Raw genomic sequence first — 13,486 nt, 5'->3', positions numbered from 1 at the left:
GTCACTGCTGACCGCAGAGCGGGTCCTCGGGCAGCCGGATCGACGCGTCGGCCGGATCGCCGGGTGCGTAACACGCCCACGCGACCTTGCCCTGCGTCCGGAATGCCGCTGCAGCAACCGGTTTCGTCACGTCATACGTCTTTCCGTCGACGCGGTAGCGGATGGTGAGTTCGGTCTCGCCGTCGTGCACCGCTCCCTGATGCACGACGCTCGCGGGCGCCATACCGGGTCGGGCGGGGCCGCTGGGCTGCCGGCCGGTCCACCACTGCAGCACGAGCAGTGCCCCGGCGACGAGCACCACGAACGCGATGACCTTCTCCCACCGACTGCCGAGGAATGCCGGGCCCGCACGGGACGTACTCGGCATACCTCCTCCTTCGGGCGAACGACCGCACGCGTCGCGCGAACTTCCACAGCACCCCGGCCAGGACGATGAGTGCGACCACCACCAGGAGCGGTACGAAGATCGCGATCAGCGACAACCCGAGTGACGATACGTCCTCGGCCGTGGAGACGATGGGCGCACCCAGGCCCGCGGTGCGGAGGTTGACCGCCGGCCGGGCCGTCGACCTGCCGACGTGCACGAGGCCGGCGATCACACGGCGTCATACGGCCACACCTAGGATTACTCACCATGAAGGTTCTGTCCGCGCTCGCGTGGCCCTACACCAACGGGCCGCGTCACATTGGTCACGTCGCCGGATTCGGCGTCCCCGCAGACGTTTTCAGTCGATACATGCGTATGGCGGGCCACGACGTGCTGATGGTGAGCGGCACCGACGAGCACGGCACGCCCATCCTGGTGCTCGCCGACCAGGAGGGGATCGGCGTCCAGGAGATCGTCGACAAGTACAACGCGATCATCGCGCAGGACCTGCTGGACCTGGGGCTGTCCTACGACCTGTTCACCCGCACCACCACCCGCAACCACTACCAGGTGGTCCAGAACCTCTTCACCCAGATCCGCGCGAACGGCTACATGATCGAGCGGACGACCACGACGGCGATCAGCCCGTCGACCGGTCGCACGCTGCCCGATCGCTACCTCGAGGGCACCTGTCCGATCTGCGGTTTCCCGGAGGCGCGGGGTGACCAGTGCGACAACTGTGGCAACCAGCTCGACCCGTCCGACCTGATCAACCCGCGCTCCAAGGTCAACGGGGAGGTGCCGGAATTCATCGAGACCCAGCACTTCTTCCTGGATCTCCCGGCGCTCGCCGATGCCCTGCAGCGCTGGCTGGACGAGGTGGACTCGGCCGGCACCTGGCGACCGGGCGTCATCAACTTCGCCAAGGGGCTGGCCAAGGACATGCATCCGCGTGCGATGACCCGTGACATCGACTGGGGCATCCCCATCCCGGTCGAGGGCTGGGAGAGCAAGCGGTTCTACGTCTGGTTCGACGCGGTCATCGGCTATCTGTCGGCGTCCATCGAGTGGGCGCGCCGGCTCGGACAGTCGGAACGGTGGCGCGAGTGGTGGAACGACCCGGCGGCGAAAACCTATTACTTCCAAGGAAAAGACAACATCACGTTCCACGCTCAGATCTGGCCGGCCGAGCTGCTCGGCTACATGGGCAAGGGCGACAAGGGTGGCGAGCCGGGCGAGTACGGCGAGCTCAATCTGCCCACCGAGGTCGTCGCGTCCGGGTTCCTCAACCTGGCCGGTGCGCAGTTCTCGACGTCCCGGGGCAATGTCATCTACGTGCAGGACATGATCGCGACGTATGGCGCGGACGCGTTGCGCTACTTCATCTGTGCGGCCGGCCCGGAGACGCAGGACAGCGACTTCACCTGGGAGGAGTTCGTCACCCGCAACAACAACGAACTCGTCGCGGGCTGGGGCAATCTGGTCAACCGCACGGCGTCGATGATCGCCAAGAACTTCGGGCAGATCCCGTCGCCGGGGGAGCTGGAGGCGGTGGACCAGTTGTTATTGGCTGCTGTCCAAGAAGGCTTCGACTCCGTCGGCCGGTCGCTCGAAGCGCAGCGACAGAAGGCGGCGCTCGCCGAGGTGATGCGTCTGGTCCGGATGGCGAACAAGTACGTCACCGACACCGAGCCGTTCCGGCTCAAGGGCGACGACCAGCGCGAACGCCTCGCGACCGTGCTGCACACACTCGCCCAGGCGATCGCCGACCTCAACACGATGATGGCGCCGTTCCTGCCGCACAGCTCCAACCGGGTCTTCCGGACCTTCGGTGGCACAGAGGAATTCATGCCGATGCCGCGCCTGGAGCAGGTGCGCGACCTGGACGACGACAGCCGGGCCTACCCGATCATCACGGGTGAATACTCCGGCACTCCGCCCTGGGAGTCGCGTCCCGTGCAGGTAGGCGCACCGGTGGCCAAGCCGACGCCGATCTTCGCCAAGCTGGACGCGATCGACCCCGCGGACCCGTTCGGCCGCGCACGCTGATCGGACGGCCACGCTGATCGAGTAGCCGACGAAGGCGTATCGAGATCAAGTGCGCACAGGTGGTCTCGATACGTGCCTTCCCCCGCTGCGCTCCTCCAGGCGCTACTCGACCGACGGAAGAGAGGATTGTGCATGAGCAAGGGGCATGAGGGCGGACGGAGCGGTCCGCCGCCGGCACCTCAGCCGTTGCCGGTTGCGGTGGTCGACAACCACACGCATCTCGACATCGCCCGCGACGACCGGCCGGCGCCGGACGTCGAAGCCGCGCTCGCGCAAGCAGCTGCGGTCGGGGTCGACCGGGTCGTCCAGATCGGCTGTGACCTGCCCGGCGCTCGCTTCACCGTCGACCAGGTGGAGCAGCACCCGCGAATGCTCGGGGGTGTCGCCATACATCCCAACGAAGCGGCGAAGCTGGCCGCGACCGGTCAACTACCCGATGCCTGGGCCGAGATCGAGCGGCTCGCGGTCCACCCGCGCATCCGGGTCATCGGCGAGACCGGCCTCGACTACTTCCGCACGGGCCCGGACGGCGTGCAGGCCCAACAGGATTCGTTCCGCTGGCACATCGACCTGGCAAAGCGCACCGGCAAGGCGTTGCAGATCCACGACCGCGACGCACACGCCGACGTGATGCGCATCCTGGACGAGGAGTGCGCGCCGGAAACTACTGTCCTGCATTGCTTTTCGGGGGACATCAACCTTGCTCGGGAGTGCGTCGAGAAGGGCTACTTCCTGTCCTTCGCGGGCACGGTGACTTTCAAGAACGCGCGGGCTCTGCGGGACGCTCTCGCGATCGTGCCGTTGGACCAGGTGCTGGTCGAGACGGATGCGCCGTTCCTGACCCCGTCGCCCTACCGCGGAGCGGTCAACTCGTCATACCTGATCCCGCTGACAGTGCGGGCGATGGCCGACGTCCTGGCGGTCGACGTGCCGACCTTGTGTGCCGCGATCTCGGCCAACAGCGAGCGGATCTACGGCTCCTGGGCGGTATGACGCAGCCGCCGCCTCTCCCGGTCTGGTTGCCAGGTCATAGGCGCGCGAAAAGCAAGTGTGACGAGGCTATCGTTACCGAAATTTGACCTTTGCGTCGCGACTGCGTCACTCTCGAAGGGTTCAACCCGAGAGCAGGCGCCCCCCCGATACGGTCGCGCACCCGGCGACCGGGCGAGCCTGGCACGAGCCGCTCGCCTGCACCGCTCCGGCAATTTCCCCTGATTGCTGGCTGACGTGCGCCACGCCGCTCGGCGGGACAGCACGACATCGGAGATCTTTTGAGCTACCCCCGCACCAAGACTGCCCTGATCGCTGCCTCAGCGGTCGCCGCCGGCCTCGGAATCACCGCGTGTGCCGGCACCACCTCCACCGGCGCGCACAGCGCCCGGATCGGCTTCCGGACCAGCGCCTCGGCGTCACCCACGCCGTCGTCGTCGACCACGACGAGGACGCCCGAAGCCACCCACCACAAGAGCGCGGCGTCTCGCACGACCGTCCGTCAGGTGTCGCGCAACGAGTCGCGCCCGAGGGTGACGACCCGTTTCGTCAGCGAGACCGCGGCTGTTCCGTTCCAGACCTTGCGCAAATACGACTCCACTCTGGACGCCGGAACCAACCGCGTGCAGCGTTCCGGCGTCGCCGGGCTCGCGACGCTGACCTACCGCCAGCAGGTGGTGGGCGCCACCGTGAGCGCCCGCGCCGTCGTCAAGCGTGTCGTGACGCGCCGGCCGGTTGCGCGCGTGCTGCTCGTCGGCACCAAGAAGACCGCGCCGGCTCCGACGAGCCAGCCGTCCGGCATCGACGTGTCGCGGGCGGCGATGTGGGACCGGATCGCGCAGTGCGAGTCCAGCGGCAACTGGCAGATCAACACCGGCAACGGCTACTACGGCGGTCTGCAGTTCGACATCGGCACCTGGCTGAGCGCCGGCGGCGGGGCTTACGCCCCGCGCGCGGATCTCGCGAGCCGCGCCGAGCAGATCACCATCGCCAACCACGTCTACGCATCCCGGGGGCTCAGCCCCTGGAGTTGTGCGGGCGCTGCCTGAGTCGTCCGGCAGACCGCACCGACGGCCGGGCCGCAGCCTTCCTCACGGAGGCTACGGCCCGGCCGCTGCCATCCGTCGGACCGGCCAGTCGGCATTCGATGGGTGTCGAATCCTCACTCGACAGTGGACTGCGGGTAATAGTGGACGAGGGGCGCGGCCGCGCCGGCGGGTCGCTGGGTGCTGACTCGGTGGCGGCATACTACGTGTTGTAGTAGTTTGTGCGGGAAGGCACCGTCGACCGATCGGGGATGAGATGACTGCCACGTCGGACCGGCCACGGCCCGAGAGGGGCGCGCCCTGGGTACAACTGGTGACGGTCACCGTCGGCTTCGCGATCAACTTCTGGGCATGGGCCCTGATCAGTCCACTCGGCCCGCTGTTCAGCCCGGACCAGAGCAAGCTCGGACCGGCCGCCTATGCCAAGGCACTCCACTGGCTGCCGTTCAGCGACGGCCGGCCGCTCACCGCCAGTCAGGCCAGCCTGCTGGTCGCCGTGCCGGTGATCGTCGGATCGATCGGCCGCATCCCGGTCGGCGCGCTCACGGACCGGTATGGCGGCCGCCTCATGTTCCCGCTGGTCTCCGCGGCCACGATCATCCCGGTCCTGGTCATCGGCTTCTGGGCGCAGCGCTCGTTCGTCGGATTGCTCGTCGCGGGGGTCTTCCTCGGCATCGGTGGCACGTCGTTCGCGGTCGGCGTCCCCTTCGTCAACGGCTGGTTCCCGCCGGAGAAGCGCGGTATGGCGATCGGCATCTTCGGTGCGGGCATGGGTGGCACGGCCATCAGCGCGCTCACGACCGTCAGCATCTACAAGGCACACGGCACGTCCACGGCGTTCAGCCTGGTGGCGGTCCTGCTGGCGATCTACGCGGTCGTCGCGTGGTTCGTGCTGCGCGATGCTCCGGGGCGAGTCATACCGACTGCACCACTCACGCAGCGGCTCACGGCGACGGCCAAGCTGCCGATCACCTGGCACGCCGGCGTCCTCTACACGGTCGGATTCGGCGGCTACGTCGCCTTCTCGGTCTTCCTGCCGCTCTATCTCAAGAACGCCTACACGCTGACTGCCGTGGACGCGGCCAACAGGATGGCCGGCTTCGTCCTGATCGCCGTCATCATGCGCCCGATCGGCGGCACGCTGGCCGACAAGCTCGGTTCTGTCCCGGTCCTCGCGACGTGTTTCGCCATCGTGGCGGTCGGTGCCGCCATCGCATCGGGCGAACCACCGCTGCGCGGCTACGGCACCCCGATCTTCCTCGTCATGGCTGCCGCACTCGGTGCGGCCTCCGGCGCGACCTTCGCGCTGATCGCGGAGGCGACCGACCCGGCACGGGTCGGCGGTGTCACCGGACTGGTCGGAGCGGCAGGCGGACTCGGCGGATTCGTGCCACCGTTGGTGATGGCTTACATCTACAGCCAGACGCGGTCCTACGCGATCGGTATGTGGCTGCTGGCGATCTGTTCGGCGCTCACCTTGGTGCTGACGCTGACCGTCATACGCCGCACGACACGGATATCCCCGGCAGCACAGGAGGTTTCGGTATGAGTGCGGGGTTGGACGACAAGCTGACCGACGCGCTGGTGGGGACGCGGCGGTTCTTCACCCGGGCGCAGGTCTCGCCGGATCACCGGTCGATGTATGCGGAGGGCGGCCGGCAGGGCGACTCCTTCTACCGGGACCGCTGGAGCCACGACAAGGTGGTGCGCTCGACCCACGGCGTGAACTGCACCGGGTCGTGCTCCTGGAAGGTCTACGTCAAGGACGGCATCATCACCTGGGAGGCGCAGCAGACCGACTATCCGACGGCCGGCGCGGACCGCCCGGAGTACGAACCCCGTGGTTGCCCGCGAGGTGCGGCCTTCAGTTGGTACACGTATTCACCGACCCGCGTGCGCTACCCGTATGTGCGGGCGGCGCTGCTGACCATGTTCCAGGAGGCGCGCGCCCAGTACGGCGACCCGGTGGTCGCCTGGGCGTCGATCGTCCAGGACGCCGAAAAGGCTTCGCACTACAAGAAAGCCCGCGGCAAGGGCGGGCTGGTGCGCGCGTCGTGGGCGGACGCGGTGGAGATGATCGCCGCCGCACACGTCTACACCATCAAGCGGTACGGACCGGACCGGATCGCCGGCTTCTCGCCGATCCCGGCCATGTCGCAGGTCAGCTACGTCTCCGGGGCCCGCTTCAACGAGCTCATCGGCGCGCCGATGCTCAGCTTCTACGACTGGTATGCCGACCTGCCCGTCGCCAGCCCGCAGATCTTCGGCGACCAGACCGACGTCCCGGAGTCTGGCGACTGGTGGGACGCCGGCTACCTGATCATGTGGGGCACCAACGTGCCGCTGACGCGCACGCCGGACGCGCATTGGATGACCGAAGCCCGTTACCGCGGCCAGAAGGTCGTCGTGATGAGTCCGGACTACGCCGAGAACGTCAAGTTCGCCGACGAGTGGCTCGCGCCGGCGCCGGGCACCGACGCGGCCCTCGCGATGGCGATGGGACACGTCGTGCTGCGCGAGTTCTTCGTCGACCGGCAGGTCGACTTCTTCGACGACTACGTGAAGAAATACACCGACCTGCCGTTCCTGGTCACCCTCGAGCAACAGGAGGACGGCAGCTGGCGCCCCGGCAAGAACCTCGTCGCCGCCGACTTCGAGAACCCAGCGCGCACCAGCGAGAACGCGCTGTTCAAGCCCGTGGTGTTCGATGAGACGACCGGTGTCCCGGTCGTGCCGAACGGCACCCTCGGCGACCGGTTCGGCGACGAGGGCATCGGCAAGTGGAACCTCGACCTGGAGGACATTCGGCCGCGACTGTCCTTCTGGTCCGAAGACGGCGAGTCGGTGGCTGTGCGACTGCCCCGGTTCGACGCGCCGGACGGTCAGGCGGTCCACGAGGAGCGCGGCGTGCCCACCGCCCGCATCGGGGACCACGTGGTCACCACCGTTTTCGACCTGCTGCTGGCGCAGTACGGCGTCGGACGCGACGGACTGCCCGGTGTCTGGCCGGAGGGGTATGACGACCCGCGTGCGCCATACACGCCTGCCTGGCAGGAGGAGATCACCTCGGTCCCGGCGGCCGCATGTGCGCGCATTGCGCGCGAGTTCGCGCGCAATTCCGTTGACACCCAGGGCCGTTCGATGATCCTGATGGGCGCGGGGACCAACCACTGGTATCACTCGGACCTGATCTACCGGGCGATGCTGATGCTCACGACGATCACCGGTTGTCAGGGACGCAACGGCGGCGGGTGGGCCCACTACGTCGGGCAGGAGAAGGTCCGGCCGCTGATGGGCTTCCAGAACGCAGCGTTCGCGCTGGACTGGTCGCGACCGCCGCGGCACATGAACCAGACCGCCTATTGGTACGTCAACACCAGCCAGTACCGCTACGACACCTTCCTCGCCGACACGGTCGGCGCCGGCATGGGGGCCTTCCCCGAGCAGACGATCATGGACCTGCTGCTGAAGTCCGCGCGACTCGGCTGGTCCCCGTCATACCCGACGTTCGACAAGAGCTCGATCGAGATCCCGGAACTCGCCGCGGCCGACGGCGTCGATGTCCGTGACTGGGTGGTCGCCAAGCTGCAGTCGGGTGAGTTGAAGTTCGCGCTGGAGGAGCCGGAGAACCCGGAGAACTTCCCGCGGGTGCTCACGCTCTGGCGGTCCAATCTGCTCGGCTCCAGCGCGAAGGGCGACGAATACTTCCTGCAGCACCTGCTCGGCGCAGACGGAGCGGTCACCGCCCGCGAGGCCGCGCCCGAACAACGGCCCCGCGACATCGCCTGGGCCGAGCAGGTGCAGGACGGCAAGCTCGACCTGTTGATGACCATCGACTTCCGGATGACCAGCTCGACGCTGTTCTCCGACATCGTGCTGCCGGCGGCGACGTGGTACGAGAAGTACGACCTCAACACCACGGACATGCATCCGTTCATCCACTCCTTCAATCCGGCCATCAGTCCGCCGTGGCAGAGCAAGACCGACTGGGACGCGTGGAAGGAGATCGCCAAACGCTTCTCCGAGTTGGCCGTTGACCACCTCGGGACCCGCACCGACCTGGTCGCCAAACCGCTCTGGCACGACACACCGGACGCGATGGCCACGCCGCACGGCATCGTGCGTGACTGGAAGCTCGGCGAGTGCGAGCCGATCCCGGGCGTCACGATGCCGGCGCTGATCCCGGTCGAACGCGACTACCCGGCCGTCTACGACAAGCTCACCTCGGTCGGCCCGCTGCTCGACACGTTGGGCACCTCGTGCAAAGGCGTCACGTATGACGTGTCGGCCGAGGTCGACGAGCTGCGGCACGAGCACGGCGTGGTCGCGACCGGACCGGCGGCCGGGCGTCCCCGGCTGGACACCGACGTCCACGTCGCGCAGCTGATCCTGAAGCTGTCCGGCGCGACCAACGGTCACCTGGCGACCCAGGGGTTCCGGACGCAGGAGCGGCGGACCGGCCATCAGCTGCACGACCTCGCCGCCGAAAGCGAAGGCAGGCGCATCACTTTCGCCGACACCCAGAAGGCGCCACAGCCGGTGATCACCACCCCGGAATGGTCCGGGTCGGAGACCGGCGGCCGGCGCTACAGCCCGTTCACCGTCAACATCGAGCGGCTCACGCCCTTCCACACCCTGACCGGCCGGCAGCACTTCTACCTCGATCACGACTGGATGCTGCGGATGGGGGAGGCGCTGCCGACCTACCGGCCGCCACTGGACATGACCCGGCTCTTCGGCGAGGCGCAGATCGGCGCAACCGGCGAACTCGGTGTCTCGGTGCGCTATCTCACCCCGCACAACAAGTGGTCGATCCACTCCGAATACCAGGACAACCTCTTCATGCTCTCGCTGTCCCGTGGCGGGCAGACGGTGTGGATCTCCGACAAGGACGCCGCCAAGGTCGGCATCGGCGACAACGACTGGGTCGAGATGGTCAACCGCAACGGCGTCGTCGCCTGCCGGGCGATCGTCAGTCACCGGATGCCGGAGGGCACGGTCTTCATGCACCACGCGCAGGACCGGTTGATCGACGTGCCGCTCACCCAGCGAGACAAGAAGCGCGGCGGCATCCACAACTCGATGACCCGCATCATGATGAAGCCGAGCCATCTGATCGGCGGCTACGCCCAGCTGTCCTACTTCTTCAACTACATCGGGCCCACCGGCAGCAACCGCGACGAGGTGACGATGATCCGCAAGCGCACCGCACCCGTGGAATACTAGACGAGGCAAGAGGTTTCGAAGATGCGTGTCATGGCGCAGATGTCGATGGTGATGAACCTCGACAAGTGCATCGGCTGCCACACCTGCTCGGTCACCTGCAAGCAGGCGTGGACCAACCGGGCGGGCATGGAATACGTGTGGTTCAACAATGTCGAGACCCGGCCCGGGCTGGGCTATCCGCGCACGTGGCAGGACCAGGAGCGGTGGAAGGGCGGCTGGAAGGTCCTGCCGAACGGCCGGTTGACGCTCAAGTCGGGCAACCGGCTGAAGAAGCTCGCGACGATCTTCAGCAACCCCAAGCTGCCCAACATCAGCGACTACTACGAGCCGTGGAGCTACGACTACGAGACGCTCCTGGAGTCGCCGGTGACCAAGAACTACCCGGTCGCCCGGGCCTACTCGCTGCTGTCCGGCAAACCGATGAACGTCGAGTGGTCGGGCAACTGGGACGACGACCTCGGTGGCGCCGGGGAGCACGCCGTGAAGGACCCGATGCTCCGGGGCATCGAGGACAAGGTGAAGTTCGAGTTCGAGCAGACCTTCATGTTCTACCTGCCGCGGATCTGCGAGCACTGCCTCAACCCGGCCTGTGCGGCGTCCTGTCCGAGCGGCGCGATCTACAAGCGCGAGGAGGACGGGATCGTCCTGGTCGACCAGGACCGCTGCCGTGGCTGGCGCATGTGCATCAGCGGATGCCCTTACAAGAAGGTCTATTTCAACCACAAGACCGGCAAGGCCGAGAAGTGCACGTTCTGCTATCCGCGGGTGGAGGTGGGCATCCCGACGGTGTGCGCGGAGACGTGCGTCGGCCGGCTGCGCTACATCGGGATCATGTTGTACGACGCGGACCGCGTCCTCGACGCCGCGTCCGTCCAGAGCGATCAGGACCTCTATGCGGCCCAGGTGGACTGCTTCCTCGACCCGTTCGACCCCGAGGTACAACGCGCTGCCGAGCGGGACGGTGTCCCGGGTGACTGGATCGAGGCCGCGAAGAAGTCACCGGTGCGCCGGCTGATCATGGACTACCGGGTGGCGTTGCCGTTGCACCCGGAATTCCGCACCATGCCGATGGTTTGGTACATCCCGCCGTTGTCGCCGGTGGTCGACGTCGTCAAGGACACCGGTCACGACGCGGAGGACCAGGGCAACCTCTTCGCGGCGATCGACGCGTTGCGGATCCCTGTTGAATACCTCGCCAATCTGTTCACCGCGGGGGACACGGCAACCGTTGACCGGGTGCTGAAGAAGATGGCCGCGATGCGATCGTTCATGCGCGACATCAACCTGGGCGGCGACCCGAGTGAGGAGATCGCGGCGTCGGTCGGGATGAGCGCCGAGGACATGTACGAGATGTTCCGCCTGATGGCCATCGCGAAGTACGACGAGCGCTACGTCATACCGACCGCACATGCCGAGCAAGCCCACGGCCTTGAGGAATTGGCGACCGAGTGCGCGGTCTCCGGGTATGACGACCCGGAACGCGCGTCCGCGCCCTTCGGCGAGGGATCCGGCACCGGCGTGCTGACGCCGGTGGCGATCGAGAACTTCCAGATGCTCAAGGAGCGACAGACCTCGGACTACGACAGGCGAGTCAGCGGCGGGTCGCGCGCCGGCCGGGTCAACCTGCTCAACTGGGACGGTCGCGGCGTGCCCGAGGGCCTCTTTCCCAAGCCCGCCGGTCGAGTAGCGGAGGATCGGGGCGGGGGAGCGTATCGAGACCCCGGTCATGGCGAAGGGCCACAGCAATGAAGACCCTGCGCTGGCAACGACATCGCCGCCGGGACGCCGAGCTGCCGCACGATGTGCTGACCGCCACCTGGCAGGCAGTATCGCTTCTGCTGGAATACCCGGATGCCGAGGCGGTGCAACGGTTCTCGACCATTCGCGAGGTGGCCGAGCAACTGCCGCCGCGCATCGCTACGCCCCTGACGACCTTCCTCGACGACGCCGGTTCGATCCCGCTCGCCGACCTGCAGGCCGACTACGTCGACACCTTCGACGTGACCCGCAAGTGCAGCCTGCACCTGACCTACTTCAGCAGTGGCGACACCCGCCGCCGTGGCGTCGAGCTGGTGGAGTTCAAACAGGCCTACCGGCGCGCCGGGGTCGAACTCGCCGACGACAGCAGCGAGCTGCCCGACTTCCTGCCGGTGCTGCTGGAGTTCGGCGCGTTCACCGACCGCGCCACCGCGTGGAAGCTGCTCAACGACCACCGGGTCGGTCTCGAGCTGCTGCACCGGGCGCTGGTGCGGCGCCGATCGCGGTGGCTGCCAGTGGTCGACGCCTTGCGCGAGACGTTGCCTTCCCTCGGTGATGACGACGAGCGCGCTCTCGCGGAGCTGATCGCGTCCGGCCCGCCGTCGGAGAACGTGGGGATCGACAGTTCGCCATACAGCCTGGATCCGCGGATCAACCCGCGCCCGGTGCCCATCGAGCTCGGCATGCCGACGAACGGAGTGTCCTGATGGTCCTTTTCCTCTGGGTGATCGTGCCTTACATCTGTTTCGCGATCTTCATCGTCGGACACTTCTGGCGCTATCGCTACGACAAGTTCGGCTGGACGACCCGCAGCTCGCAGCTCTACGAGAACAATCTGCTGCGCTGGGGCAGTCCGATGTTCCATTTCGGCATGCTGGGTGTGCTCGCCGGCCACATCATCGGACTCGTCATCCCGAAGGTGTGGACCGACGCCCTGGGGATCTCCGAGCACGGCTACCACGTCATCGCGCTGGCCGGCGGGATCCCGGCCGGCCTGATCGCCCTCGCTGGCCTCGTCATTCTGGTCTACCGACGCCGGGTGACCGGACCGGTCTTCTCCGCGACGACGAAGATGGACAAGGTGATGTACGTCTTCCTCGCCGCGGCGATCGTGCTCGGTGTGTGGAACACCTTGGCATCCGGTCTTTTTCGCGTCGGCGGCGATTACAACTACCGCACCGGGGTCAGCCCCTGGTTCCGTGGCATCTGGACCTTCCGGCCGGACCCGGAGCTGATGGCGGACGCGCCGTGGAGCTTCCAACTCCACGCGATGGTGGCGATGGTGCTCTTTGCCCTGTGGCCGTTCACCCGGCTGGTCCACGTGTTCAGCGCCCCGATCGGCTACCTCACGCGCCCCTACATCGTCTATCGCTCGCGTGACGAACGACCCGGCTCCGGCACGGGCTCGCGGGCACCGCAGCGTGGCTGGGAGAAGCCGACGCTGCAGAAGAAATGACCGCGTTCGACGCGATCGTGCTGGTCGGCGGCGCCGGGTCCCGGCTGGGCGGTCTGGACAAGGCCGCCGTCGAACTGGCCGGGCGGTCGCTGGTCTCCCGGCCGTTGGATGCCGTCCGCGACGCGCGGACCCTCGTCGTCGTCGGCGCGACGGTCGCGGAAGTGCCCGATCGTGCGATGCGGGTCGTCGAGGACCCCCCGGGCAGCGGCCCGGCGGCGGCGACCGTCGCCGGGCTTCGCGCGATCGAGGAGCCGGCCGAGTGGACCTATCTGCTGGCCTGCGACCTGCCGGGCGCCGTGCCCGCCATACCGCTGCTTGCCGGGGCGGAGGTCGGTGACGCCGACGGGGTTGTGCTCGCCGAGCCGGACGGGCAACTGCAGTGGCTGCTCGGCCGCTACCGGTCCTTCGCGTTGTACGACGCCGCGGAGAGCATCGGCGATCCGAGCGATCGCTCGATGCGGGCGTTGCTCGGCGAGCTGCGGCTGATCTCGGTCGCCGCACCCGAACAGGTATGGCGGGACGTCGACACCTGGGCCGATCACGACCAGTGGACATGCGCTCTCGACGAGGGGCGTCGCGCGCCCTGAGACGCGG

At 67.5% G+C, this 13,486-nt stretch carries 10 protein-coding genes and 1 pseudogene; 9 read left to right on the top strand and 2 right to left on the bottom strand.

What is annotated here, in order from left to right:
* Position 1: 1 nt before the first annotated feature.
* Together ACN8HC_RS09545 and ACN8HC_RS09540 are read right to left on the bottom strand one after the other, a co-directional pair.
* Positions 2-367, bottom strand: coding sequence for a hypothetical protein (locus ACN8HC_RS09545; RefSeq protein ID WP_490074798.1), 366 nt, complete (start codon positions 365-367; stop codon positions 2-4).
* 43 nt (positions 368-410) lie between these two features.
* Positions 411-599, bottom strand: a pseudogene (locus ACN8HC_RS09540) (DUF4126 domain-containing protein); the annotation flags it as partial.
* Between the two features lie 35 nt (positions 600-634).
* On the opposite strand from ACN8HC_RS09540, the gene metG reads away from it, so the two are divergent.
* The 9 genes from metG (at position 635) to mobA (ending at position 13,479) form a co-directional block, all read left to right on the top strand.
* Positions 635-2,416: a methionine--tRNA ligase gene (gene metG, locus ACN8HC_RS09535; RefSeq protein ID WP_490074595.1), complete on the top strand. Its 1,782-nt coding sequence runs from the start codon at positions 635-637 to the stop codon at positions 2,414-2,416.
* Positions 2,417-2,548: 132 nt separating this feature from the next.
* Positions 2,549-3,409 (top strand): TatD family hydrolase, encoded by an 861-nt coding sequence (locus ACN8HC_RS09530; RefSeq protein WP_490074594.1) that lies wholly within the window; start codon positions 2,549-2,551, stop codon positions 3,407-3,409.
* A gap of 278 nt (positions 3,410-3,687) precedes the next feature.
* Entirely contained in the window at positions 3,688-4,455 is a 768-nt protein-coding gene (locus ACN8HC_RS09525; RefSeq protein ID WP_490074593.1) for a resuscitation-promoting factor, read from the top strand.
* Positions 4,456-4,708: 253 nt separating this feature from the next.
* On the top strand, positions 4,709-6,001 hold the full coding sequence (locus ACN8HC_RS09520; RefSeq protein ID WP_490074592.1) for an MFS transporter: 1,293 nt from the start codon (positions 4,709-4,711) through the stop codon (positions 5,999-6,001).
* Positions 5,998-9,678, top strand: a complete 3,681-nt coding sequence (locus ACN8HC_RS09515; protein WP_490074591.1) for a nitrate reductase subunit alpha — start codon at positions 5,998-6,000, stop codon at positions 9,676-9,678. The genes ACN8HC_RS09520 and ACN8HC_RS09515 overlap by 4 nt, the downstream gene beginning before the upstream one ends.
* A 21-nt stretch (positions 9,679-9,699) precedes the next feature.
* A complete protein-coding gene (gene narH, locus ACN8HC_RS09510; RefSeq protein WP_490074590.1) occupies positions 9,700-11,427 on the top strand; it encodes a nitrate reductase subunit beta in 1,728 nt (575 codons plus the stop codon).
* Positions 11,424-12,143: a nitrate reductase molybdenum cofactor assembly chaperone gene (gene narJ / locus ACN8HC_RS09505; protein WP_490074589.1), complete on the top strand. Its 720-nt coding sequence runs from the start codon at positions 11,424-11,426 to the stop codon at positions 12,141-12,143. Before narH ends, narJ begins: the two co-directional genes overlap by 4 nt.
* Complete coding sequence (gene narI / locus ACN8HC_RS09500) at positions 12,143-12,892, top strand: respiratory nitrate reductase subunit gamma (protein ID WP_490074588.1); 750 nt, start codon at positions 12,143-12,145, stop codon at positions 12,890-12,892. The genes narJ and narI overlap by 1 nt, the downstream gene beginning before the upstream one ends.
* Complete coding sequence (gene mobA / locus ACN8HC_RS09495; protein ID WP_490074587.1) at positions 12,889-13,479, top strand: molybdenum cofactor guanylyltransferase; 591 nt, start codon at positions 12,889-12,891, stop codon at positions 13,477-13,479. The genes narI and mobA overlap by 4 nt, the downstream gene beginning before the upstream one ends.
* Positions 13,480-13,486 lie beyond the last annotated feature (7 nt).

Source organism: Flexivirga sp. YIM B11880 (genome assembly GCF_058148645.1).
The sequence above is the reverse complement of the archived record's forward strand: the minus strand, read 5'-3'. Positions and strand labels throughout refer to the sequence as shown.